Genomic DNA, 25,681 nt, shown 5'->3' on the forward strand with positions numbered 1-25,681 from the left:
ACCGACTTGAGGGGTGTTACCACCGACTTGAGGGGTGTTACCACCGACTCTCGGCACTTTACCACCGACTTGAGAGGTGTTACCACCGACTCGGCACTTTACCGCCGACTTGTGAGGTATTACCACCGACTCTCGGGTCTTTACCACCGACTCATACATTACGCCAAACTTCCTTCAATTCCCCTTAGTGTTCTCAAACTACCATCTGCTTAATACATGCCCCGTGTGAATGTACTGATTCATTTACTTGGTAAACCTGGAACGGAGTCATAGCGTCCATCAAAAAAGACTGATCAGAGGTCATATTGCGCTGACTTCTGGACAGTCCTTTTTATGAATTGCTGCATATTAAAATTTGGAGCCCGCATCCCCATACTCATCAAGCAGTTCGGCAAAACTCTTATTCTTCTCTTTTTCTCGCCTTTCGCGCTTCAATTGTTCTTGTCTTTTTTCCTCTTCCGCTTTTTCTTTAGCAGACAGTTCCATTTTGGTCGCTTTTAACTTCGCCAATATGTCTTCATTCAACGAGTCTGACAGCGTCAGTTTTTCTTCTTTTTCTTTTTTGGGTGCGTGTGATTGAGTTTGTTTCTGTCTCTTTTTTGCCATATTCGTTCATTTCCCTTTCTCTATTAAGGGCGCTGGACAATCGTAGCAACGCCTTGTCCGCCACCAATGCATAATGTGGCGAGTCCCGTTTTTGCGTCACGGCGCTTCATCTCGTGAAGCAGTGTGACGAGTATGCGCGCACCGCTCGCACCAATTGGATGGCCGAGGGCAATTGCGCCGCCATTGACATTTAGTTTTTCTTTATTGAAGGACAACTCTCGGTCAACTGCCAAGGATTGAGCCGCAAATGCCTCATTGGCTTCGATTAGGTCGATTTCATCTAACCCGATCCCCGCCCGATCCAGTACATTCCTTACTGCTTGGACTGGACCAATTCCCATAATGGAAGGGTCTACACCTGCATTCGCATTTGCTGTAATTACAGCAAGCGGTTCAATTCCGAGTTCCTCTGCCTTTTCTTTCGACATGATCACAAAGGCAGCTGCACCATCATTGATCCCCGAAGCATTGCCTGCCGTCACGCTTCCCTCTTTTTTAAAAGCAGGACGCAGCTTTGATAATTTCTCGGCCGTTGTTCCTGCTTTGACATATTCGTCCGTCTCGAAGATGATCGGGTCACCTTTCCGTTGTGGAATTTGAACAGGAACGATTTCTTCTTTAAATCGGCCGCTTTCTATGGCTGCTGCCGCTTTCGCTTGTGAGTCCGCCGCGAACGCATCCTGCTCTTCGCGTGAGATGGTATAACGGTCGCATAAATTTTCAGCTGTCATTCCCATATGGTAATCATTAAAAGCGCACCAAAGTCCATCCGCTATCATACTATCTACTAGTTTTTGATCTCCCATTTTGAATCCTTCTCTTGCATTTTTCATTAAATAGGGTGCCTGGCTCATATTTTCCATGCCGCCTGCTATTATAATATCCGCATCACCTGACACGATGGCTTGTCTCGCCAGATGGACTGCTTTCAGGCCAGAACCGCAAACTTTATTGATTGTCATGGCAGGCACGGTTTCGGGCAGACCCGCTTTCACTGCAGCTTGCCTTGCGGGATTTTGGCCATTTCCGGCTTGAAGCACGTTCCCCATAATGACCTCATCGACATGATCAGGCTTGATGTTCGCCCGCTTGACTGCCTCCTTAATAACAATGGATCCCAGCTCTGCAGCCGAAACGTCTTTCAATGATCCTAAAAAAGATCCAATTGCTGTACGAACTGCACTAACAATTACTACCTCTTTCGTCATGAAAATCCCCCTCATTCTCTTTCACTTTTCCCCTGTTCCTCTTTCCAAGACCTTCCTAATTGCCGTCCCCTTTCGACGTCAAGTACAATGAAAGCGGGAGGGGAAGTTATGTTCATTTTACCAAAGAAAGTGACGATTATCGAGGTTGGACCTCGGGATGGCCTGCAAAATGAAAAAAGACAGGTGGATACCGATGACAAGTTGGCCTTCATCGACCGTCTGCAGCAGGCTGGCATTGATGAAATGGAGCTCACTTCATTTGTATCGCCGAAATGGGTGCCGCAAATGTCGGACGCCAAGGAGATTGTTACTCAAACAACTAAAGTCGGCCGGCAATTTGTGCTGGCACCGAATGAAAAAGGGGCACAGCTGGCACTTGAAGCGGGAGCCAAAAGCATTGCTGTCTTTGTCGGTGTAAGTGATTCATTCAACCAAAAAAATATTAACCGCCCGACGAAAGATGCTGTTTTGGCACTTGAGCCCGTCATTAAAAACATGAAATTGCAAAATATCTTTGTCAGAGCGTGTATTTCCACCGCATTTTACTGTCCGTACGAGGGTAAAATTAATAGCAAGGATGTCCAATCGTTATGTGCCGACTTCGTCTCAATGGGAGTCGACGAATTAAGTGTCGCCGATACAGTTGGCAGAGCAAATCCACTGGAATGCTATGAATTGTTCATGTTATTGAAAGATACATTTTCCGATGTATTACTGACGGCTCATTTTCATGATACAAGGAAAATGGCACTCGCCAACATTTTTGCATCACTGCAAGCGGGAATTGACCGTTTTGATACTTCCGCAGGCGGATTAGGCGGTTGTCCGTTCGCTCCTGGCGCTACTGGCAATGTAGCAACTGAAGATGTTGTACATATGCTCGATACATTAGGCATTCAAACAGGAGTAGATGTTAAAAAAGTTTGTGAAGCGATCGATCTTATTGCTCCGCATGTTTCAAGACCGATCGATTCAGGAATGTATAGATTGTATAAGAACGGCCAGTTGTAAAAGGAGTTGAGGGATTGAAGAGGCGTATCGTATATATCACCGGGTTGATCGGCAGTGTCACCACAGCCCTGCTTTCCATACTGGGTTTCATCGCTACGAATCGCCTAATGTATATGAAATTAAAAGACAGCGATGTCATTTTGAAGCGGGAAGTTGGCGCGAAACGGTTTGATGAGCATTGGTATGAAACCGTCCGAAAAGAAGACCTATGGATTGATTCCCCAAACGGGTATCCGCTGCGAGCCGTCTTCCTGAAACCTCTTGATACGAAGAAGACCGTCATCATTTGCCACGGCGTCACGGAAAATAAAATCAATTCCATGAAGTATGCCCGGCTATTTGAAAGGCTCGGTTTTAATTCTGTCGTCTATGACCATCGCCGGCATGGCGACTCAGGAGGTAAAACAACGAGCTTCGGGTATTATGAAAAGCAGGACTTGCAAGCAATTGTCCATGCTGTCCGGAAACAAATCGGCAGCGAGGCGATTTTAGGCATTCACGGTGAATCCATGGGTGCTGCCACTACCATATTGTACGGCGGAGAATTTGAAGAAGAAGCCGACTTTTATATTGTAGATTGTCCGTTTTCCGATTTCTCGGAGCAAATTCTGCATATCCTCCGAATTAATACACCGCTGCGCTCGAGAATGACGCTGCGCATCGCCAATCTCTTTCTAAAGATTCGTGATGGCTATACGACCACATTGGTTTCGCCTCGCGAAGTAATCGGAAAAGTGACGAAGCCGATGCTATTCATTCATAGCCTGGAGGATGATTTTATTTTGCCAGATATGACGAAAGAATTGTATGAATTAAAGCCTGACCGAAAGAGAATGAAACTTTTCGAAAAAGGTGCACATGCCAAATCGTTCAATGAAAATCCGGAAGCCTACGAAGAAACGCTTCAACGTTTTTTAACAGATTACCATTTAATAAACCCGTCCTAAATACATGGACGGGTTTATTGTATGTAACGACATTCAGGGCAATCAAAAAGCCATCCTCCTTATCAACCATTACGATAAGAAAGATGACTTGTCCAAATTAATTGAATTATACCAAGAAAGATATATCCATTTTATGAACACGAACAAGCATTCAAAGTTTTGATCCTTGTTAAATCGTTTCCTACTCACGATTTACAATCATTTCTTATCATTCAACTTGTTCATTTGTGCCATCATCTGATTAATCTTCTTTTGTGAAGGTTTTTGTCCCATTTGCATCATCATCATGCGCAGCATTTGCTCATTGATTGGCGGGTTTTCTTTTAGATATTTCATCATGTATTGACGTGCCATGAAAAATCCAAGGGCCACACCAGCAATTAATGCGACGACAGCAATTAGGATTACCCAAATCGTGCCCATCCGCTTTTACCTCCTTCACTTACCAAAATCAAGTTTACTCCACCATGATGGATTATACAACATCGGGATGCAATATGGCAATGACTCCATGCAAAATCGTTATTTTCCTTTCCTCTATACTTATTTATTATCCTCATATGTACAAAGGCCGTCCCTGAATGGCACCTTATATATGGGGTGCATTTCAGGGACGGCCCTTTTTACGCGGTTCATTTATTACTAAAAAGAAATCATCTTTTCGGATACTAAGTGATTGGCATGTTTGACAGGCTTCAGCCATCCCCACTCACCCACACCTTCCATTACCGCAAAGTACCGGTCATGTGAACCGGACAACGCGACAAACAGATCCAAATCGAGCATTCTTGAGCCATCGCAATAGGCTTGTACCGAATAAGGGGACACCGAGATATAGATAGAACCTTTCATTGGATGCGTTAATCGATAGGAACCTTCGTCTGCCTCAACAGAAGAAAAGTTTTTGCCTAAATGATCCATGATGGCCTCGTCAATTGTCAATTCTTCAATATGATCGCATAAGTATTGGATCTCTTGAGCTGGTTGCTGATGATTTGTTTCTTCTCTTAACAGATCATAGAGTAAACGTTCCCGCCCTATGATAAATGATAGATATTCATTTTTCACTTTGTAAATTTCGTAAGATCTCACAACCATCACCCCCTTTGCTCTATCCTACACAATGTCAAATGAAAAACTTGTCAGTTTGTGTTAAATAATTTCACTATTATTGTCGTATGAATATGATTATTCAATCAATTTTAATTACTCTTCTATACCCATTTCATGTAAATTCAAACGATGTGTATGGATACATAAAGAAAAAGCGAAGGGATCTAAGTCCCAACGCTTTTCTTCATTATTAACCAATCAACTTTTTAACTTTATTAACAACATTCTCAACTGTAAAGCCATATTGCTCAATTACTGTGTCTCCAGGGGCACTAGCTCCAAAAGTATCGATGCCGAGGACATCCCCTTCAGTTCCCGTATACTTGTGCCAGCCGAGGGATGATCCCATCTCAATAGCCAGACGCTTCGTAATGGATTTCGGCAAAACAGTTTCCTTATACGCTTCATCTTGCTGATCAAACAGATTCCAGGAAGGCATGGAAACGACGGAAACCTCGATTCCTTCGTTCTTTAGGCTTTCTTGTGCTTTAACTGCCAGTCCTACTTCAGAACCCGTTGCGATCAAAATAGCATCTGCGGCTTCTTTGCCTGCTGGCGAAACGACATATGCACCTTTTTTCACTTGTTCCATCGCCAATTCACCGGACTTTTCGAGAACCGGCAAGTTTTGACGGGAAAGTACGAGTAATGTCGGTGTGTCTTGTGATGTGACTGCGATATTCCAGGCAGCTGAAGTTTCGTTACCGTCTGCTGGACGAATGACGTTCAGTCCTGGCATCGCACGGTAGGAAGCCAAGTGCTCTACCGGCTCATGTGTCGGTCCATCTTCCCCTACAGCGATGCTGTCATGAGTGAAGACGTATGTGACCGGCAAGCCCATTAGCGCTGAAAGTCTAATAGCAGGTCGAACATAATCACTAAAGACAAAGAACGTACCGCCAAACACATTTAAACCGCCATGTAGCGCCATACCATTGAGTGCCGCACCCATTCCAAACTCACGAACACCAAACCAGATATTTCGGCCAGCATAGTTTCCTGGCAGGAAGTCGCCTTCCCCTTTCATTGACGTTTTGTTAGAACCGGCCAAATCGGCACTTCCGCCAAAGAAGGATGGAAGCTTCTTGGCAATTGCATTGATAGCATCACCTGAAGCGGAGCGGGTCGCAACCGATTTGCCCGCATCATAAGAAGGCAATGCTTCTGTGACTTCGCTTGGAATTTCGTTACGGATTGCACGTTTCAATTGCTGCGCAAGATCGGCGTGTTCTGCTTCGTATTGAGCAAAAAGGTCATTCCAGCGCTGTTCTTCCTGTACGCCGAGACGGTCTGTTGCTTCTTTAAATGTTTCATATACACCATCGGGAACATGGAAGTCTTCCTCGTAAGTCCATTTATAATATTCTTTTGTCAGCTTCATTTCATCTTCGCCAAGCGGTGCACCATGGACATCCGCTTTGCCAGATTTATTCGGAGAGCCGTAGCCGATGACAGTTTTCACTTCAATCATTGTCGGTCCGCCTGAGTTTGATTTCGCTTGTTCAATTGCTTTAGAGACTAAACCGATATTGTTGCCGTCTTCGACTCGGATATAATTCCAGCCATATGATTCAAAACGTTTTTGAATGTTTTCAGTGAATGACATATCCAACTCGCCATCCAAAGAAATGTCATTACTGTCATAAAGAACGATAAGTTTATCCAATTGGAGGTGACCAGCCAATGAGATTGATTCGGCTGCTACCCCTTCCATAAGGTCTCCGTCGCCACATAGAGCATACGTATAATGGTCAACTACTTCGTAGCCTGGTTTATTGTATGTGGCTGCCAGGTGCTTTTCAGCCATCGCCATACCGACCGCCATTCCGATCCCTTGACCGAGCGGGCCAGTTGTCGCTTCAACGCCCGCTGTATGTCCATACTCAGGGTGTCCTGGTGTCTTGGATCCCCATTGTCTGAAGTTCTTAATTTCATCCATTGAAAGTCCGTATCCGCTCAGATGGAGCAAGCTGTAAAGTAGCATTGAGCCATGCCCAGCAGAGAGGACAAAACGATCCCGGTTGAACCATTCAGGATTTGTTGGGTTATGTTTCATATGTTTCGTCCAAAGAGTGTATGCCATTGGAGCAGCGCCCATCGGCAATCCAGGGTGTCCTGAATTTGCTTTTTCAATCGCATCAATTGATAATGTGCGAATGGTATTAATGGCTAGTTGATCGATTTGTTCGGTCATGTCTGTCATCCTTCCCGTTTCCATCTCTAGTAGATCAAATTAAAGTATTCCCATTCTAGTGTAGTCAAAATGAAGGAGAAATACAAATCGAGTTTGACCGGCTTGCCCTAAAACTCAATTTCTATCACTTTATCTCGATTCAGTCTGACATCAACTTTCAACTTATCAGTTCGGGTACTTTTTATTGCGCGCATCTTTGACCTTTTGAGGTGTCACGTCGTTCCCTTCTGGATCAATCACTTTCACACTCTCAATTGTATTTCTCATGGAAGTCCGCAATGATTGCAAGTACTCCTTACGTAAAGCGGTTTGTTCCCTTGCCTCTTCTATCGATAACCCTGTTGTCTTAGATTTGTTCGAAAGCTCGTTGATTCGTTTAATTTTGTCTTCTGATAGCATTTCTGTGGTCCTCCTAAAGATTCGAATATACCGCTATCATAAAAAGTATACAAAAACAGCAGGAAGTGCAACCATTCAGCCTTCCTGCTGTTCTTCATATTCTTTATATCTCCGGTGGACTGTCGCTTTACTGATGGAATGGCCAAGCCCTTTCAAAATACCTGTAATTTCTTCGAAAGTCAGTCCTTTCTTCCGGAGTGAAACAATTTCTTCCGTAGGGACGTCCAATCGTTCACGGCCTTCGCTGTTTCCTTTGTTCTTCAAGTTCTTTTCTGGCCGGTATCCTTGTTTAACTGCTCTTTTCATTCCACGTCTAATTTTCGCGTTATGAATTTTACGCTGATATTCTTCCACGATAGATAATATTTCTAATAACATTGTATCCATCTCATTCAATTGCAACGGGCCGCTGTCATGATTTGTAATGACAGTCGTATTTGTCTTCGCAAGCAAGTGTAAAATTGCGACTCTGGCATTCCCTCTTCCCAGCCGTGTTTCGTCCTGGATCAGAACGGCTTCAATGCCTTCCCGCTTTACAAATTCAAGAAGGCTGAGCAGACCTTCCCTGTCCATATCATAGCCGCTATGCTTATCAGAGAAAGTGTTCACCAGCTCATAACCCATCTCTGCGGCAAGTGCTGCCAGCTCTTCTTGTTGCCTTACGAGGGAAATTTCTTGCTCATTTTTTTCCGTACTCACACGAGTATATAAAACGCACCGCATCCGGCCACTCATTATTTTCCTTCTCCAGCCAGCTCGAAATGATCCATCTCGACAGGAACCGTTTTAACTTGAGGCACTTTTAACCGATCACCTGTTCGGATGAAAGAAGAATCCAAATCATTCATAGCCATCACATCATCAATCCACTTATCAATTTTCTTGCCATCGGATAGCTTGGTGGCCAGCTGCCATAGCGTGTCGCCTTCCGATACTGTTATTTCTGTAAATATTGCTGGTTCTTTGTGTTTGTAAGTTCCGATCCAAGTGAATGCAATGCTTGTCGCCATAATTAAAATCAGAAATATGTATTTTTGTAAGAATCTCATTAGAACGCCCTCCTAGAATGTCTGTTCGGAATGTTTGTTCTCATTATAGGGTAGGGAATTTCCGTTGTCAACCTATTTTCGAACCTCTGTTTGCCATTTAACCGAACACCTGTTATACTATCGGTAAGGAAACATTCGGTCATGTGCGTTAGCAATCTTTCGAGTATGACTAGATTAGAGGGGTGAGACGTTTGAAGAAAATTTCTAAAAGACAGCAGGACATTTTGACATTTATTAAAGAGGAAGTTCGGTTAAAAGGGTACCCGCCATCCGTACGGGAAATCGGAGAAGCGGTCGGCCTTGCTTCCAGTTCAACCGTTCATGGCCACTTGGCCAGGCTAGAGAGCAAAGGGTTCATTAGACGGGACCCGACTAAACCAAGAGCAATTGAAATATTGGATCCGGAGGGGCTTGATGCATTGAAGCCAGGCGTTCTCCACGTTCCATTAGTCGGAAAGGTTACAGCAGGACAACCTATTACTGCAATTGAAAATATAGAAGAATACTTTCCACTTCCGGAGACGTACGGCACTTCTGATGACCAATTGTTCATGCTCGAAATTGTCGGTGACAGTATGATTGAAGCCGGCATTCTGAATGGTGACTATGTTGTCGTGAAACAACAGCACACTGCCAATAATGGCGAAATCGTCGTAGCCATGACTGAAGAGGATGAAGCGACTGTTAAGCGGTTCTATAAAGAAAAAGATTACTTCCGCCTGCAACCAGAAAATTCATCTATGGAACCGATTATCGTCAATTCTGTGTCCATACTGGGCAAGGTAATTGGCGTCTATCGACTAATTCATTAAAAAAGCTGTTCCCGTTGCGATTACGGGAACAGCTTTTTCTTATCGTATCAATCCTGCTTCAGCCAGTTTAGCAACGGATGCGATAATTGCCGCTTTTACATGTTCGTATGTCAATCCACCTTGCACGTAGGCCGTGTATGGAGGTCGTATCGGACCGTCAGCTGTCAGCTCAATGCTGGAGCCTTGTATGAATGTGCCCGCAGCCATTATGACGTCATCTGCATATCCAGGCATATAGGAAGGTTCAGGTGAATAGTGGGAATTGATCGGCGAGTTCTCTTGGATTGTTTTACAAAATGCGATCATTTGGTCAGCTGTCTTAAAATTGACTGATTGGATTAAGTCGGTGCGCTTTACTTCATAATGCGGCGTTGTATCAAATCCGTAGCTTTCCAAAAATGCGGACGTGAAAAGAGCTCCTTTAACCGCTTGGCTCACTACGTGAGGAGCCAGGAAGAAACCTTGGTACATCTCCAATAACGTATCGAGGGAGGCTCCTGCTTCTGCCCCGAGTCCCGGTGAAGTCATACGGTATGCACATTTCTCAATTAGATCCGCCCGGCCTGCGATGTAACCGCCTGTACGGGCAAGTCCGCCACCGGGATTTTTGATGAGTGATCCTGCCATCAGATCTGCGCCGATTTCTGTCGGCTCTTTCGTTTCTACAAATTCACCGTAGCAGTTGTCCACAAAGACGACTAGCTCGCTATTAATTGATTTTACGAAAGAAATCATTGTTTCTATTTCGTCGATTCTGTAGGAAGGACGGTTTGAATATCCTTTCGAACGCTGGATTCCGATCATTTTTGTTTTCGGTCCGATCTGCTTTGCTATCTCGTCGAAATCCAATGTTCCATCGCTCTTTAAGTCAACATGTTTATATGTAATGCCAAAATCCTCAAGAGATCCGGTATCTTTTCCTTTGCCAGATACAATTGAATCCAGTGTATCGTATGGTTTGCCTGTAATATATAAGAGCTCGTCGCCTGGACGGAGGACGCCGAATAGACTGATGGAGATGGCATGCGTACCTGATATTATTTGATTGCGGACTAGGCACGCTTCCGCTCCAAATACATCCGCGTATACTCGTTCCAGTACATCCCTGCCGGTATCGTCGTAGCCGTAGCCCGTTGAACCGGTAAGATGGAAATCGCTGACCGCATTGGCACGGAAAGCTGCCAGCACTTTTTTCTGATTCGTAAAAGCGTTCTGCTCCACTTCTTTGACATATGGAGCAATCATGCTTTCTACTTCTTCGGCACGCTGCAGTAAGGTTGTTTCATCGTAGGTAGTCATTTTTGTTCCTCATTCCTTTAGTATTCACTACATTATCTTAACAGTCTAGTTGCGCACGTCAAATAGAAACGGCATAATACGTAAGGGCCTGTATATTTAATGAGGAGGAGAAAGAATGGCGTGGGAAGTTTTCAGCTTGATTGGCACTGCAGCATTCGCCATTTCCGGCGCTCTGGTCGCAATGGAAGAGGATTATGATCTATTTGGTGTCTATATATTAGGAATGGTCACTGCTTTCGGAGGAGGCGCGGTTCGGAATCTATTAATTGGCGTCCCGATTTCGGTGCTATGGGATCAGCATTTCTTATTTATTGTCGCAACTGTACTAATTTTAATCGTATTTTTCTTTTTAAAGTATATCCTGCACCACTGGAATCGATGGGGCACTTATTTTGATGCAATTGGGCTCGCAGCTTTTGCTATACAAGGGGCTATGCTTGCTGTCCATTTGGAGATGACCTTGTTTGCGGTTGCCGTTGCTGCGGTTCTTACAGGCGCCGGCGGAGGGGTTATACGGGATGTTCTTGCCGGGAGAAGGCCGCTCGTGTTTAAAAAAGATATTTATGCCGTATGGGCAGCTGTCGCCGGCATCATCGTCGGGCTCGGCGCCTACCACTATGACATGGCGCTCTATGCACTACTGGTCATTACGGCAGGGCTTAGAATACTCTCCTATTTGTTCCATTGGAGGCTGCCGCATGGCAACTATCATCACTGACGATGTATTCAGCACCGCAGAATTGTAAAAGGGCAAAAAAAGACTGTAGAAGTTTATCGCAAGATTCTTCTACAGTCGCTTAGTTTATTCTTCTTCTTTTAGAATGACAGGTTTTGAAGGAACATATGTGGAAATGGCATGTTTGTAAATTAATTGTTGTTTCCCGTCTGACTCCAGTAAAACCGTATAATTATCATACGATTTGACGAGCCCTTTCAATTGAAACCCGTTTAATAGGAACACGGTAACGAAGGTATTGTTTTTTCGAAGTGAATTTAAAAATACTTCTTGCATATTTCCCTGTGACATTTGCCCATCCTCCAGTTCTATTTTTCTAACTCTCTTTTTAACTATTCGGTTCTTCTGCTTGAAAATCCTTCAATAATGTCAAAATTCCATTAATCATTTCTTGACGATCCTCTGTTGCATCAAACCAGGATATTTGCAATTTATTTCTCAAATAGGTCAATTGCCGCTTGGCATAGTTTCTTGTGTTTTTCTTCACGAGCTCGACTGCTTCTTCGAGAGAAAGAAAGCCGTCTAAATAGAGATACAGCTCTTTGTAGCCAATCGCCTGAACAGCCTGAGTTCCCCGGATCTCCTGCTCCCAAAGAGTTCGCACTTCATCCACGAGACCTTGTTCAACCATGGCGTCTACACGGCGGTCAATCCGCTCATAAAGCAGTTCCCTTGGGAGATCCAGACCAATCAGCAGATGAGGGTAGAGCGCCTTATCGCCTTTCCCTTGCTCATGATCCGCCTTTGATTTTCCGGTCACCTCAATGATTTCTAATGCTCGAATAACTCGTCTCGTATTATTTGGATGGATTTTCTCAGCGCTGTCGGGATCAAGTTCCTTCAGTCTATCATAAAGCGCTTGACTCCCCTGTTCCGCAGCCTCCCGTTCCAGTTTGTTTCGGACAACCGGATCCCCCGCCTGATCGGTAAAACGATAATCAAAGAGGACCGCTTGTATGTACAATCCAGTGCCCCCAACGATGATCGGTTGTTTTCCCCTTGAGGAAATCTCTTCTATGCAGCTTCTGACATCATTTTGATAATCCGCTACCGAATACTCTTCAGTCGGTTTTTTCGTATCAAAAAGATGGTGTGGAATTCCACCCATCTCATCTTCTGTAATTTTCGCAGTCCCAATATCAAGTCCTTCGTAGACTTGCATGGAGTCTCCATTAATAATTTCGCCATCCAGATGTGAAGCCAATTCGACACTTAACGCAGTCTTGCCTGAAGCAGTCGGTCCTACGATAGCGATTACTGTTTTTTTTTGATTCATTTTCCCTCTATCCAATCCACGATGAAATGAAATACTTCCTGACGATTTTGTTCTTGCAGCATTTCGTGACGGCCTCCGTCATACAACATTACGGTAATCTGTTTTATACCAACTTTTTCGTATTGCCGTGCGGCTTCCCAAACCCCTTTTCCTTTCCTCCCGACCGGATCTTCACTTCCGGAAAGGAAAAGAATTGGCAAGTGTTCATTGATTGTTTTATGGAGCTTTATATTGTTCGCTTTTTTTAATCCTGTAAATAACTCCAGGAAAAATTTTGTCGTTGGCACGGCACCGCAAAGCGGATCATTAATATATTCCCTGACCGACTCAGGATTGGTGGACAACCAATCAAAAGGAGTCTTCGCTTGAGGAACGGATTTGGAGAAGGCACCAAAGACAAGTTTATTCAACAAAGGATCGCGCGTGTTAAATCGACCCAGCCGGCAGGAAATCTGAGCAAGCCCGATTCCAGCAGTGCCGCCTATGCCCGGATCATCACCCGTTCCCGACAAGATAAGCTGGTCTATATCTTGATGGAGCTGTACATATCTTCTGGCGATAAACGATCCCATACTATGCCCGAACAAGATAAAATTCTCGGCCGGCACCTCACTGCGAAACAACGAAATCACTTCTTGGGCGTCTTGTACAATCCGGTCAAATGTTACGTCATCCCCGAAGTGACCAAGAAACCCATTTAACGAGGCTGTTTTTCCGTGGCCTCGATGGTCGTGCCCTGAAACGACATACCCTTGTGCCGCGAGGAAAGACATAAATTCTTCGTAACGGCCGATATGTTCGGACATCCCATGCAAAATATGAATATGGCCAATAGGGCGTATCGACGGCATGATCAAACAGGCATGAATACTCGTTCCATCTTCCATCTCAATTGTCCGAAATTGCATGGCTGTCCCCCTTCACTTGCGCCAGTTCAATCTGCTGTTCCAATTCACGCAAGTACCTTGTTTTCTCCTCATTCGAATACGCCAGCAAACGTGACATATAGTCTGTCACATCATCTTTGTATTCTTTCACTTTGGCAATATGAAAATACAAATCACCTGTCCGACGTATGAAGAAATCAGATGGTGTCATTGCCATCTCGTAATGGATAGCATATAAGATCTCCGCTTTCAAGACAGCGGGCAGATTGCTATTTTCTGCAATCATTGCATGGGCGTAATTGTATACAACGTCGACATTTGTTCCGTACGTGGCTGCAAGGTGAAAACCTTCTTCTTTTGTAAGGCCGAATAATACAGCTTCATTTGCTTTGCTTTCCCGGAACGCCTTAAATTGTTCTTCATTTTCAAATTCGCCACCTGATAAACGCAGATGTTCTGTTACACAAGGACCAAATTCCTTCTTCGAAAACTTCTTGGCTACACGGTCTACAACGGTTTCAGCCATCTTCCGGTAGCCAGTCAATTTGCCGCCTGCGATGGTGATCAAACCAGTCTCCGACTCCCATATTTCATCTTTCCGAGAGATTTCAGAGGCTTTTTTCCCTTCTTCGTAGATAAGAGGTCGAACGCCCGCCCATGTAGACTCCACATGCTGCCGATCAACGGCAACTGAGGGAAACATATAATGCACAGCCTCTAGTAAATATGCCACGTCTTCTTCCGTGGCAGCTGGATTGGAGCGGTCTTCGTCAAAAAATGTGTCCGTTGTGCCAATATAGGCTTTTCTACCACGCGGGATGGCAAATATCATGCGCCCGTCTGGGGCATCAAAATAAATTGCTTGCCGTAATGGGAAGATTGATTTGTCGATGACAATATGGATCCCTTTAGTCAGGCGCAACCTCTTGTCATTGGAGATGCTATCTTTCTTTCGAACTTCATCCACCCATGGCCCCGTCGCGTTAACGATAACGGACGCATTCACAGAAAAATAATCGCCATCCAGCATGTCCCAAAGAGCGGCGCCTGACAAATTACCGTCCTCGTCATAATTAAAATGTTCGACTTTCATATAATTCAAACAGACCGCACCTTTTTCTGCGGCCTTTTTTAGCGTTTCCATCGTCAATCTGGAATCGTCTGTTCGATACTCCACATAGTGGCCACCGCCGAGCAAGCCTTCCTTTCTCACTAAAGGCTCCATTTGAATCACTTCGTCTGAAGCCAGCATCTCTCTGCGTTCTTCTTTCCGTACTCCCGCCAATTTATCGTATGCGAAAAGACCAGCTGAAGTTGTTAATCGGCCAAATGTTCCCCCTTTATGGAATGGGAGAAGCATCCGTTCCGGCTCTGTGACATGTAATGCATTGCTATAAACAATTTCTCGCTCTTTTCCTGTTTCCGCAACGATCTTGATATCTAACTGCTTTAAATAACGTAAGCCGCCATGAACTAGTTTCGTTGATCGGCTGGATGTGCCAGCGGCGTAATCCTGCATTTCGACGAGAGCGACAGAGAGCCCTCTCGTTACAGCGTCAAGTGCAATTCCCGCCCCTGTAATCCCACCCCCTATGACGAGAAGATCGAAATGAAACTCCTGTAAAAACTGTTTGAATTTAGGCCTTTCCATTGCTGATAGCATACGTCCCACTCCTTTTACGGTTTAAAGACTCTTGTCGCTTCCACAGCTTTCTTCCAACCAGTATACAAACGGTCTCTTTCACTAACATCCATCTTTGGTGCATACGTTTTTTCCTTCGACCATAACTTCTCCAGCTCTTCTAAAGAACTGTAAAAACCAGTTGCCAGCCCGGCTAAATAAGCTGCTCCCAGTGCGGTCGTCTCCAAATATTTTGAACGCTCCACTTCAATTTGCAACAGGTCACTCTGAAACTGCATTAGAAATTCATTGGAGACCGCTCCGCCGTCGACTCGCAAGATATTTAGTCCCGTACCTGAGTCTTTCTCCATCGTCAACAGGACATCTTTGGACTGATATGCAAGTGCCTCGATTGTTGCACGGACGAAGTGCTCCTTGGTTGTCCCTCTTGTCAGCCCAAAAACGGCCCCTCTTGCGTCCGAATCCCAATACGGGGTGCCAAGCCCTACAAAAGCAGGAACAACGTAGACACCATCTGAAGAGGCAACACGCGAAGCATAAGCCTCTGAATCAGATGCTTTTTGGAACATCCGCAACCCATCCCGCAGCCATTGGATGGCAGATCCTGCAACAAACACACTGCCTTCCAGGGCATAAGTCACTTTTCCTCCAAGTCCCCATGCGACTGTTGTCAGCAGCCCATTTTCAGAGCGAACCATTTTATCTCCAGTATTCAACAGCATAAAGCAGCCTGTGCCATACGTGTTTTTTGCCATGCCCTCATGGAAACAGGCCTGACCGAACAACGCGCATTGCTGATCTCCCGCCGCACCGGCAATTGGAATTTTTGCGCCGAAAAATTCAGCAGGGTCTGTCTGTGCATAGACTTCGGAGGATGGTCTGATTTCAGGCAGCAGCTGCATAGGCACTTCGAACTTTTGACAAAGATCTTCATCCCAAGCAAGCGTTTCGAGATTGAAGAGCATCGTCCTGGATGCATTCGAATAGTCGGTTACATGCACTTTTCCTCCGGAAAGCTTCCAAATTAAAAACGTTTCCATTGTGCCAAAGAGCAGCTCCCCTTGTTCCGCCCGCTCTCTCGCCCCTTGCACATGGTCCAATATCCATTTCACTTTGGAAGCTGAGAAATATGGATCAAGTTGAAGTCCGGTTTTATTCCGAATTTCCGCTTCCCATCCTTCTCGCTTCCATTTATCGACAATGCCTTGCGTTTGTCTGGATTGCCATACCACAGCGTGGTAAATAGGCTGCCCAGTCCTCTTATCCCATATGACTGTCGTCTCCCGTTGGTTCGTGATTCCAATTCCAGCGATGTCTTCGGGACGGCTCCCGCTTTCCGTAAGTACGGATGCGATCACAGATAAGACAGAACCCCAAATCTCATTCGCATTATGTTCTACCCAGCCGGGCTGAGGGTAGAATTGTTTGAACTCCCGTTGTGAGACATGGGCAATTTCCCCTGCCTTGTTAAATAAGATTGCTCTTGTGCTCGTTGTGCCCTGATCGATCGCTAGTATAAATTTCCCCATTCACCATCACTCCCTTGATTCACATTACCCGTTTAAACATCTTTTCAATTTCGTACGTTGAAAAATGAATAAGGACCGGTCGGCCGTGCGGACAAGTATATGGATTTTCTGCTTTCGACAAGTCGGAAAGTAACCTCTCCATATCAGAGAATGTTAAATAATGATTGGCCTTGATAGACTTTTTACAGCTCATCATGATGGCCGATTCCTCACGCAGCTTTCCGATATTAATCTGTTTTTTCGTCAACACTTGCTCGATAATATCTTCGATGATAGCCGTCTCTTCTCCTGCTGGAAACCAGGATGGATATTCCCTTACTGTATATGAAGACGGGCCAAATTCCTCTAAAAAGATCCCAACGCCGTGCAGCATATCCATATGCTCCTCAATTGTGGTCTTGTCACTGCCGGAATAATGAAAGATCAGCGGCATGAGCAGCAGCTGACGCTCCTCATGATCGACATTCGCAACCTTATCTCTAAAATATTCATATTTTATCCGTTCCTGTGCAGCATGCTGGTCAATCATATAAAACCCATCTTCGTTTTGCGCTATGATGTACGTGCCATGCACTTGGCCAACCGGAACGAGTGAAGGAAAACGTTTTTCTGGTTTCTTGTCATCCGCTAGCCCTGTTTCGTTTTCAGGCTGCATCTCTTTTACCAGTTGCCCTCTATCTTCAGGCATCTTTTGTTGTACTGCTAAATCCTCTGTCACCAATAGAGCGGGCTCCGCAGCCATCGTTTCCATCACGGTTTCGTTAGTCCCACGCTCCGTTTGAATATAGGTGTTCGAAGCAGAGGATACGGCCGTCTCCTTTTTCGGCCAGGAAGGTGTTTGAATCGGTTCAGGAGATGCCGGTTGCTGAACCGTTGTACGGGCTTGCATATTCCATATTGATGTTTGTTCGGATGCCCGTTTTATAGGCGGCTCTTTTTTAATAGCATCCGGAATAATAATATGATTGCGGATTGCTTCATGGATTGATTTTTTGATAAGCGCCAACAATTCCCCTTCCTTGCTAACACGGATCTGCTGCTTGGAAGGGTGGACATTGACGTCTGTCAAATAGGGATCTGCCTCCACATTGATTACAGCAATCGGATAGCGGCCAATGGGCAGATACGTATGCATTCCGTCCAATATCGCTTGATTGACAGCGTAACTTTTGACCCACCTGCCATTGACGATAAGTGTCATGTAATTTTTTGAAGCCCTTGTCATTTCCGGCAATGTGACGAACCCTTGGATCGTATAGTCGGCATTGTCGCCTTTAAAAGGAATCATTTTTCGTGCGACATCCACGCTATAAATTTCCGCCAAAACTCTTCGCTGATCCCCATTGCCTGCCGTTTGCAGTATTTTATGGTTCTCGTGCATTAACTGAAATGCAATATGAGGATGGCTTAAAGCGAGCCGGTTCACTAAATCAATCGTATGTCCCAGTTCGGTTTGAATCGTTTTCATATATTTCAATCGTGCAGGTGTATTGAAAAACAACTGGCTGACGATGATATCCGTTCCTTTTCGAAAAGCGGCATTATCATGTTTGATCACGTGGCCGCCTTCCAATTGCACTTCAGTGCCTTCCACCTCGCCATCGGATGTCCACAGCTGAATTTTCGCTACGGACGCGATACTTGCAAGTGCCTCTCCGCGAAATCCGAGTGTCCGGATTCTGAATAAATCATGCTCATTGCTGATTTTGCTTGTGGCATGTCTCTCAAACGCCAGCACAGCGTCCTTTCGTGACATGCCCTTTCCGTTATCGGTCACACGGATTGAAGTGAGTCCTGCTTCCTCTAAAGCAATTTCAATCGTTGTACTTCCCGCATCAATAGCATTTTCCACTAATTCCTTTACGATCGATGCAGGCCGTTCAACCACTTCGCCTGCAGCGATCTTGTTCGATAACGCATCATCCATTACCGTAATGATATCCACTCAGCCTCATCCTCTCCGCAAAGTTTTTATTTCTGTTGTGACTTGCCAACTTTCCAATCGTATAGAGTTTGCAATGCTTGCATCGGTGTTAACTGGAGAACATCCAGCTGACTGAACGCATCCAAAAGTGCACGTTCCTCCGATGTAATTTGATTGTTGGAGTCCGTCTGCAAATCAAAAAATGAAATTTGTTCCGATACCGCTTGAGGCACTTCGTTAGTTGCTGCACTTTCAAATTCATCCAACAGATTTTTTGCCCGCACCAATATATCTTCCGGCAAACCGGCTAGTTCCGCCACATGGATTCCATAGCTTTTATCCGCTGCTCCCGGCATCACTTTATGTAGGAAGACTACTTTCCCGTCCTGCTCCATTGCGGCTACATGGACATTTACTAGCCTTTTCAAATGCTCATCTAAATTCGTCAATTCATGATAATGGGTGGAGAATAATGTATTGGCACCGATTTTATCATGGATATATTCCATCATAGCCTGTGCAAGAGACATGCCGTCGTACGTGGATGTCCCTCTCCCGATTTCATCAAAAAGAAGCAGACTCCGGTTTGTGGCATTCAAGATCGCATTTTGCGATTCCATCATTTCCATCATGAACGTACTTTGTCCAGAAGCAAGATCATCTGCCGCTCCAATGCGGGTGAATATTTGGTCGGTAATCGGCAATGTCGCCGCTTCACACGGTACATAACTGCCGATTTGTGCCATGACTACAATTAACGCCACCTGACGCATGTATGTACTCTTACCTGACATGTTCGGCCCGGTGATGAGCAGCATGTTCGATTCCTCTGTCAAAGTGCAGCTGTTCGGGATATAAAGGGAATGATCCATCATTTTTTCGACGACCGGATGTCGGCCGTTTTTGATCTCCAAGCCGATTCCAGCATGAAAGACCGGTTTCGTATACTTATGTTTTTCCGCCACAACCGAGAAAGACAGTAGGACATCCAGCTCCGCCAGCACACTTGCTAGTTGTTGGATTGGTTGAATATGTTCTTTCATCTTTTCTCGAATGCTTGAAAATAATTGATATTCAAGCTCCTGTCCATCTGCTTCTGCATTAAGAATCAGTTCTTCTTTTTCCTTCAGTTCAGGCGTAATATATCTTTCCGCATTGGCCAGTGTTTGCTTTCTTTCATATCGGGTCAAATCCGCATATTGAATATTGGATTTCGTAATTTCTATAAAGTAACCAAATATGCGGTTATAGCCAATCTTTAAAGATTTGACTCCGGTCCGTTCCCGCTCCAGCCGTTCGAGATCGGCAAGCCACGCTTTTCCGTTCTTGGAAGCATCTCTGTATTGATCCAGCTTTTCATCATAGCCGTCTTTAATGATCCCGCCCTCTTTTACAGATAAAGGGGGCTGTTCGGCAATGGATGCTTCCAGCAAAGTGCAGGCTTCCCCGCATGGATTGATACGTTCTGCAAGTTGGCGTAAGGCGGCATGTGAGGAATTTGCAAGAAGGCTCTTAATTTCCGGCACATTTCGCAACGAATTCCTTAACTGCGCCAAATCCCTACCAGAGGCGCTTCCCATCGAGATACGTCCTGCCAGCCTTTCGAGGTCGTAGACATTTCGAAGCGCATTGGAAAGGTCTTCACGCAAAAAGAAGTCTTCGAGAAAGGCCGCCACGATATTCTGCCTTTCCGTGATCGCTTGCTCATCCGCTAAAGGCTGGCGAATCCACATTTTCAGTTTTCTTGCACCCATGGCCGTAACCGTTTCATCTAATAGCCAGTATAAGGTACCCTCTTTCGTGCCTGTCCGAATCGATTGGATCAATTCCAAGTTACGCATGGAGTTAGCATCGATTGAGAGCTTCGTATTTTTCTTTATGAACTCAAAAGGCTTCAAGTGGGAAAGGGACGTCTTCTGCATATTGCGTAAATAGGCATACAACATGTGACAAGTCTCTTTCAGTATTTCTGGAAGATGTATAGATAATTCTTCAGGAACAGCATCCGTCCTTCCGGTTTCCATCGATAACACGATGTTCCGTTTAGCCATGCTGTCAGATAGCGCAATGTGCAGACGTTCACCGACAACGATTTCTTTTATGCTCAGTGCTTCCACCTCTGCAATAAACGACCGTTCATCACCGTATATGATCTCTGCCTTTCCTTCTCCTGTTGCCAAGTCCAAATACGCAAAGCCATATTGCTGATCCCCTAAATATTCAGCCGCTCCGATAAAATGATTGGTATGCGAATCAATTGTCTTTCCTTCTGTAATCGTTCCGGGCGTTATGATTTTGACAACTTCCCGTTTCACAATGCCCTTTGCACTCCGCGGATCTTCTGTCTGCTCGCAAATGGCCACCTTATGCCCGTTTTGGACGAGCGTCTCAATATATCCTTCCGCTGAATGGTACGGTACGCCACACATCGGAATTTTATCTGCTGCTCCGCCGTCCCGGCTCGTAAGCGTAATCTCCAGAATGTTGGACGCATTAATGGCATCCTCAAAAAACATCTCATAAAAATCTCCAAGGCGGAAAAAGAGGAACGCATCTTGATGCTGCGCCTTCACTTGTAAATATTGTTGGATCATCGGTGTATATGTACTCATTCTGTAACCTCGCATTTATATTTCTTATATGTAGTAGTATACCAGAAGTGAAAAAGCGGCGAGTGGTTCCGCTATTAATTTCCATGGAGAATGACAATACGCGGAAAATATACTTTGTTTCTTTCATTCGGATATCTTCATGACGCTTGTAGTGGAGCGGAGAGATGGAGCAGGCGTGACAAGGGATAAACGCCAGTAAATCAAGTTGAACGACAGTTTATCGAAACAAACGCCAGTATACCAAGTTGAGCGCCAGATTATCAAAACAAACGAAGCATCTGGAAGCAATAAAAAAAGCCGGCTGCTTGAACCGGCTTTAGCGTGAGGATTCGCTTCCTTTGGCTTCTGCATTTTCCGCTCCACTTGCGTGAGAGGAGGATTCGTCTTGCAACGCCCATTCTTCTTCAAATTGGTGCGGATGGACGGTGATGCATACTTTTGTTTCTCCGACAACCTCGGCTACCAATTCACGCTCGACTTTGATGACAAATTTTTCTCCGCAATCCGAAATGACCGCTTCGGTGCAATTTGGATGTTGAACGACATTGACGATTACTTCTTCCTGTCCAGAAGTCGGTTCATCCCGATAATTAAGCCGAATGCGATCCTTGTAGGAAATGCATTCTGTGTAAACGGATGTCTTGGAATGGTCGTGATGGGAATACCAGACATTCACATCGAATTTTCCGCTTACTTCCACATACCGGCCCGCTTTTTTCGCTTGGTGTGTATGATTGATCACCCAGCAGCCGAGTATGCTTGACGGACGATTCGTCGGCTTTAATGAGACCTCGGATTCGGTCCGCTTCTTCCCCTTTGCGATAACTGCCTTTGTAACAATCTGCCGTAAATTTTTCAGCTCTTTTCCTCCTTCGTTGACTTCTATTCATCCTATGCAACAAACGCCCAGAAAGTGAAAAAAAATCGGCAAGGATTTTATCCTCACCGATTCTATGTGTTAGGCTAGCGGTTTATGCTTTGTGTTTTCTACGTACGATCCTGTTTCTCCTCGCAATAAATCGCCGCCTGTTGACTCGATAATTTCATTCGTCACGTTATTGGCAATCGTATTAGAGACCAATTGAAGTAGTGTATTCACTTCCATTTGGGATTGCTTAAATTCTTGGACGATTGGAACCTCATCAATTTCTTGCTGAATCGTTTCGATTTTGCCTTCAATTATTTGCAAAGCCCGTTCCTTTTCATAGTGCTGAAAATTGACAGCCTGTGTTTGAAGGGATTTCAAGCTTGCAATTTTTTCACGGACTTTTTGATTTTCGTTAATTTGCGCTTCAGCCCGTTTAAAGAATTCCACTTCTGCTGTATTGGCGATCATATGCGCGATCTCACGCGCTTTTGCGATGATTTCATCTTTTGTATACATTTTTTCCATTACACTGTCACCTTTTCCTGTTTCACTACGCCGATGAATTCACCGTCGAGCGACCATGTTTTTGCGTTTGTAATTTTCACTTCAACAATTTCACCAATCACCGAGCGAGGGGCTCTGAAATTGACGAGTTTGTTTTTTTCTGTATAGCCGGAAAGCACCTCTGGATTTTTCTTGCTTTCTCCTTCAACAAGGACTTTCACGGTTTTGCCTTTGTATGGTTTCATCGCTTCCGCCGACATTTCGTTTACGAGCTTATTTAAGCGTTGGAGCCTGTCCTTCTTCACTTCCATTGGTACATTGTCTTTCATTTTCGCAGCCGGCGTGCCTTCCCGTGGTGAATAGATATACGTATAGGCCATTTCAAAACCGACTTCTTTGTATAGTGATAACGTTTCTTCAAACTGTTCTTCCGTTTCATTCGGGAATCCTACAATGATATCCGTTGTTAAAGTTACATTCGGAATGGCGGCTTTGATTTTTCCGACGAGTTCCAGATATTGCTCACGCGAATATTTACGTGCCATGATTTTCAATATATCACTTGAACCAGATTGAACCGGCAAGTGGATATGGTCGAGAAGGTTTCCGCCTTTCGCCAGCACCTCAATTAAATGATCGTCGAAATCACGCGGATGGCTAGTCGTGAAACGAATTCTCGGAATATCGATTTTCCGCAGGTCATCCATCAAATCACCAAGACGGTAGTCGAGATCTTCAAAATCTTTGCCGTAGGCATTTACGTTTTGACCGAGAAGCATAATCTCCTTATAGCCCTGTGACGCCAAATGGCGAACTTCCTGGATAATATCCTCTGGCCGTCTGCTTCGCTCTTTGCCTCGTGTGTAGGGTACGATGCAATAGGTGCAGAACTTGTCACAGCCATACATGATGTTAACCCAAGCCTTGATGTTGCCGTGCCTTACTTTTGGAAGGTTTTCAATAATATCTCCTTCCTTTGACCAAACTTCTATTACCATTTCTTTTGATAGATAGGCTTCGTTCAAAATATGCGGAAGACGGTGGATATTGTGTGTCCCGAATATCATGTCGACCTGGTCATAGGTTTTCAATATTTTCTTTACAACCGATTCCTCTTGCGACATACAGCCGCAAACCCCAATGAGCAAATTGGGATTTTCCAGTTTAAGAGGCTTTAGATGGCCAAGCTCTCCAAACACTTTGTTTTCCGCATTTTCTCGAATGGCGCAAGTATTCAGCAAAATAACATCAGCCGTTTCAACTGAATCTGTCGGTTCATATCCAAGCTCCATAAAAATGCCTGCCATGACCTCCGTATCATGCTCGTTCATTTGACAGCCGTATGTGCGGATGTAAAACTTCTTGCCTTGTCCCATTCCACGAAACTGTTCCTCAATGGAGAAATCATGATGGTATTCGATATCCTCTTTCCCCCGCTTTTTCGCGTCTTTCAACGAAGGCGGTGTATAGACGGATTGGAAATATTGGCTATAATCCTTTTCTTCTTTATGGGCAGGTTTTGTAATTCCTGGTTTCAAAAGCCCGTTTTCCAGGCGTTGTTCTTCATTCAAATTAGACGTCCCCTTTCCTGCAAGCATCGGGAATTTACTCCATACTGACTCCATTATATCGAAAGAGCCCCTCCCTTTACAAGGAGTGGATAGATTGTTGGATGTTTGTCACAATAAAATCAGAATCGGAGATCCTTCCCCTTTACCGGCTACACCCTTCTTGCTCTCTAGTTAATCTCATAAAAAAAGAAAAACGGCGAGGAAAACTCTCTGTTTTTCTTCGCCGTTTCTATTTACGTTATTAGGACTGCCGTCACCTTACTATTGACGGAGACGTTTTTCGACTAGCAATTTCAGCGCGGTGCGCCCTTCACCGTTAATTTCGATATCAGTGAATGCTGGAGCACAGACAAGATCTCCTCCACTCGGAGCGACAAAGCCCCTGGCAATGGCAACTGCTTTGATCGCCTGGTTCAAAGCACCGGCCCCTACTGCTTGCATTTCAGCGTAGCCTTGATCCCGAATGACCGCTACGAGTGCTCCGGCAACTGAGTTCGGATTCGAGCGGGATGATACTTTTAACGGACTCACCATGTTTCCTCCTTATTTTGCGATGTCTATGGAATGAAATTATCCATAGACCATCCTATGAAAACGGAGGGCTTTTTAGACGCGCCTTTTAGACGATGAATGGGCGGTCATCATTAATGGAAATCCGGCTTACTGATTTCGCTTTGCCTGAGTTGTCATCCAATTCCGCAAAAATGGCATTGAGTTGAGTTCTACCTTTTTTCGGCACTTCAAATCGGACTGGAAGATTAGTACGGAATCGGTAGAGTACATCCTCTTTTTTCATGCCGAGAATTTCATCATACGGACCTGTCATACCGACATCCGTAATGTAGGCGGTACCCTGGGGCAAGATTCGTTCATCGGCCGTTTGAACATGAGTATGGGTGCCGACGACGACAGATGCTCTTCCATCTAAATGCCAGCCCATTGCGATTTTCTCGCTTGTCGCCTCCGCATGGAAATCAACGAAAACGAGAGGCGAAATTTGTTTGGCTTCATTTATCAATTGATCGGCTTCTTCAAATGGATCATCATGTGGCGGCAGGAATGTCCGCCCATGCAAATTAATGACAGATAATGTGACGCCGTTCCGCGTTACTGTGGTCATCCCTTTACCCGGTGCTTCTTTTGAAAAATTTGCAGGACGTATTAAATAATCCGTCTCATCAATGAAGTCAAAAATCTCTTTGTGATCCCATGTATGATTACCCATCGTGACAACGTCTACACCTGCACGGAGCAGGTCATCGAAAATGGCTTTGGTAATACCCCTTCCGGATGCTGCATTTTCACCATTTGCGATGATGATATCGGGTTCGTATTTCTTTTTTAAGCGGGGCAAATAATCAAATACCATATCACGGCCCGGGGATCCCACAATATCCCCAATAAATAATACTTTCATCTATAGTCCTCCATCAAAAGAAAAAGACTTCCTAACCGAAGTACAGGAAGCCTGATTCCAACATTATTTTGCGTATT

25 protein-coding genes are annotated in these 25,681 nt (G+C 44.8%); 4 read left to right on the forward strand and 21 right to left on the reverse strand.

Annotated features, from left to right (window positions below):
• Window positions 1-348: 348 nt before the first annotated feature.
• Window positions 349-606 (reverse strand): YqkE family protein, encoded by a 258-nt coding sequence (locus tag NCCP2222_RS07415; protein ID WP_238083889.1) that lies wholly within the window; start codon window positions 604-606, stop codon window positions 349-351.
• A gap of 23 nt (window positions 607-629) precedes the next feature.
• Window positions 630-1,814: an acetyl-CoA C-acetyltransferase gene (locus NCCP2222_RS07420; RefSeq protein WP_248511147.1), complete on the reverse strand. Its 1,185-nt coding sequence runs from the start codon at window positions 1,812-1,814 to the stop codon at window positions 630-632.
• Window positions 1,815-1,922: 108 nt separating this feature from the next.
• Here NCCP2222_RS07420 and NCCP2222_RS07425 point away from each other — a divergent pair, with 108 nt between their 5' ends.
• Both NCCP2222_RS07425 and NCCP2222_RS07430 read left to right on the forward strand, forming a co-directional pair.
• Window positions 1,923-2,825 carry a hydroxymethylglutaryl-CoA lyase gene (locus NCCP2222_RS07425; protein WP_248511149.1) on the forward strand — a complete coding sequence of 301 codons (903 nt, stop codon included), beginning with the start codon at window positions 1,923-1,925 and terminating at the stop codon, window positions 2,823-2,825.
• Window positions 2,826-2,839: 14 nt separating this feature from the next.
• Window positions 2,840-3,772 carry an alpha/beta hydrolase gene (locus NCCP2222_RS07430; protein ID WP_248511151.1) on the forward strand — a complete coding sequence of 311 codons (933 nt, stop codon included), beginning with the start codon at window positions 2,840-2,842 and terminating at the stop codon, window positions 3,770-3,772.
• A gap of 198 nt (window positions 3,773-3,970) precedes the next feature.
• On the opposite strand, the gene NCCP2222_RS07435 is transcribed toward NCCP2222_RS07430, so the two are convergent.
• The 6 genes from NCCP2222_RS07435 to yneA form a co-directional block, all read right to left on the reverse strand.
• A complete protein-coding gene (locus tag NCCP2222_RS07435) occupies window positions 3,971-4,195 on the reverse strand; it encodes a YneF family protein (protein WP_238083897.1) in 225 nt (74 codons plus the stop codon).
• A 219-nt stretch (window positions 4,196-4,414) separates the two neighbouring features.
• The gene (gene sirA / locus NCCP2222_RS07440; protein ID WP_248511153.1) at window positions 4,415-4,864 is read right to left on the reverse strand and encodes a sporulation inhibitor of replication protein SirA; all 450 of its coding nucleotides are present in this window, start codon (window positions 4,862-4,864) and stop codon (window positions 4,415-4,417) included.
• Window positions 4,865-5,075: 211 nt separating this feature from the next.
• Entirely contained in the window at window positions 5,076-7,079 is a 2,004-nt protein-coding gene (gene tkt, locus NCCP2222_RS07445) for a transketolase (RefSeq protein ID WP_248511154.1), read from the reverse strand.
• Window positions 7,080-7,244: 165 nt separating this feature from the next.
• Complete coding sequence (locus tag NCCP2222_RS07450; RefSeq protein WP_248511155.1) at window positions 7,245-7,478, reverse strand: DUF896 domain-containing protein; 234 nt, start codon at window positions 7,476-7,478, stop codon at window positions 7,245-7,247.
• Window positions 7,479-7,553: 75 nt separating this feature from the next.
• Window positions 7,554-8,213 carry a YneB family resolvase-like protein gene (locus NCCP2222_RS07455; RefSeq protein WP_248511156.1) on the reverse strand — a complete coding sequence of 220 codons (660 nt, stop codon included), beginning with the start codon at window positions 8,211-8,213 and terminating at the stop codon, window positions 7,554-7,556.
• A complete protein-coding gene (yneA, locus tag NCCP2222_RS07460) occupies window positions 8,213-8,527 on the reverse strand; it encodes a cell division suppressor protein YneA (protein ID WP_248511157.1) in 315 nt (104 codons plus the stop codon). The genes NCCP2222_RS07455 and yneA overlap by 1 nt, the downstream gene beginning before the upstream one ends.
• 191 nt (window positions 8,528-8,718) lie before the next feature.
• Here yneA and lexA point away from each other — a divergent pair, with 191 nt between their 5' ends.
• Window positions 8,719-9,339 carry a transcriptional repressor LexA gene (lexA, locus tag NCCP2222_RS07465; RefSeq protein ID WP_207961941.1) on the forward strand — a complete coding sequence of 207 codons (621 nt, stop codon included), beginning with the start codon at window positions 8,719-8,721 and terminating at the stop codon, window positions 9,337-9,339.
• Between the two features lie 39 nt (window positions 9,340-9,378).
• On the opposite strand, the gene NCCP2222_RS07470 is transcribed toward lexA, so the two are convergent.
• The gene (locus tag NCCP2222_RS07470; protein WP_248511158.1) at window positions 9,379-10,638 is read right to left on the reverse strand and encodes a methionine gamma-lyase family protein; all 1,260 of its coding nucleotides are present in this window, start codon (window positions 10,636-10,638) and stop codon (window positions 9,379-9,381) included.
• Window positions 10,639-10,753: 115 nt separating this feature from the next.
• On the opposite strand from NCCP2222_RS07470, the gene NCCP2222_RS07475 reads away from it, so the two are divergent.
• Entirely contained in the window at window positions 10,754-11,356 is a 603-nt protein-coding gene (locus NCCP2222_RS07475; protein ID WP_248511159.1) for a trimeric intracellular cation channel family protein, read from the forward strand.
• An 84-nt stretch (window positions 11,357-11,440) separates the two neighbouring features.
• Here the strand turns inward: NCCP2222_RS07475 and hfq are convergent, their stop codons facing one another.
• The 12 genes from hfq to NCCP2222_RS07535 all read right to left on the reverse strand — a co-directional run bounded on the left by hfq (window position 11,441) and on the right by NCCP2222_RS07535 (window position 25,604).
• Window positions 11,441-11,665 carry an RNA chaperone Hfq gene (gene hfq, locus NCCP2222_RS07480; protein ID WP_238083915.1) on the reverse strand — a complete coding sequence of 75 codons (225 nt, stop codon included), beginning with the start codon at window positions 11,663-11,665 and terminating at the stop codon, window positions 11,441-11,443.
• Window positions 11,666-11,702: 37 nt separating this feature from the next.
• On the reverse strand, window positions 11,703-12,650 hold the full coding sequence (gene miaA / locus NCCP2222_RS07485) for a tRNA (adenosine(37)-N6)-dimethylallyltransferase MiaA (RefSeq protein ID WP_248511161.1): 948 nt from the start codon (window positions 12,648-12,650) through the stop codon (window positions 11,703-11,705).
• On the reverse strand, window positions 12,647-13,558 hold the full coding sequence (locus tag NCCP2222_RS07490) for an alpha/beta hydrolase (protein WP_248511163.1): 912 nt from the start codon (window positions 13,556-13,558) through the stop codon (window positions 12,647-12,649). The genes miaA and NCCP2222_RS07490 overlap by 4 nt, the downstream gene beginning before the upstream one ends.
• A complete protein-coding gene (locus NCCP2222_RS07495) occupies window positions 13,539-15,200 on the reverse strand; it encodes a glycerol-3-phosphate dehydrogenase/oxidase (protein ID WP_248511164.1) in 1,662 nt (553 codons plus the stop codon). The genes NCCP2222_RS07490 and NCCP2222_RS07495 overlap by 20 nt, the downstream gene beginning before the upstream one ends.
• 14 nt (window positions 15,201-15,214) lie before the next feature.
• Complete coding sequence (glpK, locus tag NCCP2222_RS07500; RefSeq protein WP_248511165.1) at window positions 15,215-16,708, reverse strand: glycerol kinase GlpK; 1,494 nt, start codon at window positions 16,706-16,708, stop codon at window positions 15,215-15,217.
• Window positions 16,709-16,727: 19 nt separating this feature from the next.
• Window positions 16,728-18,653: a DNA mismatch repair endonuclease MutL gene (gene mutL, locus NCCP2222_RS07505; RefSeq protein WP_282570678.1), complete on the reverse strand. Its 1,926-nt coding sequence runs from the start codon at window positions 18,651-18,653 to the stop codon at window positions 16,728-16,730.
• Window positions 18,654-18,679: 26 nt separating this feature from the next.
• The gene (gene mutS / locus NCCP2222_RS07510) at window positions 18,680-21,244 is read right to left on the reverse strand and encodes a DNA mismatch repair protein MutS (RefSeq protein WP_248511166.1); all 2,565 of its coding nucleotides are present in this window, start codon (window positions 21,242-21,244) and stop codon (window positions 18,680-18,682) included.
• Between the two features lie 316 nt (window positions 21,245-21,560).
• A complete protein-coding gene (gene cotE / locus NCCP2222_RS07515; RefSeq protein WP_309295951.1) occupies window positions 21,561-22,130 on the reverse strand; it encodes an outer spore coat protein CotE in 570 nt (189 codons plus the stop codon).
• Between the two features lie 72 nt (window positions 22,131-22,202).
• Window positions 22,203-22,637, reverse strand: coding sequence for a YlbF/YmcA family competence regulator (locus NCCP2222_RS07520; protein WP_248511167.1), 435 nt, complete (start codon window positions 22,635-22,637; stop codon window positions 22,203-22,205).
• On the reverse strand, window positions 22,637-24,187 hold the full coding sequence (gene miaB / locus NCCP2222_RS07525; protein ID WP_248511807.1) for a tRNA (N6-isopentenyl adenosine(37)-C2)-methylthiotransferase MiaB: 1,551 nt from the start codon (window positions 24,185-24,187) through the stop codon (window positions 22,637-22,639). Before miaB ends, NCCP2222_RS07520 begins: the two co-directional genes overlap by 1 nt.
• A 261-nt stretch (window positions 24,188-24,448) precedes the next feature.
• Window positions 24,449-24,718 carry a stage V sporulation protein S gene (locus NCCP2222_RS07530; protein ID WP_248511168.1) on the reverse strand — a complete coding sequence of 90 codons (270 nt, stop codon included), beginning with the start codon at window positions 24,716-24,718 and terminating at the stop codon, window positions 24,449-24,451.
• Between the two features lie 88 nt (window positions 24,719-24,806).
• The gene (locus NCCP2222_RS07535) at window positions 24,807-25,604 is read right to left on the reverse strand and encodes a TIGR00282 family metallophosphoesterase (RefSeq protein ID WP_248511169.1); all 798 of its coding nucleotides are present in this window, start codon (window positions 25,602-25,604) and stop codon (window positions 24,807-24,809) included.
• Window positions 25,605-25,681 lie beyond the last annotated feature (77 nt).

It is taken from the genome of Sporosarcina sp. NCCP-2222, from assembly GCF_023168145.1.
Taxonomy (GTDB): domain Bacteria; phylum Bacillota; class Bacilli; order Bacillales_A; family Planococcaceae; genus Sporosarcina.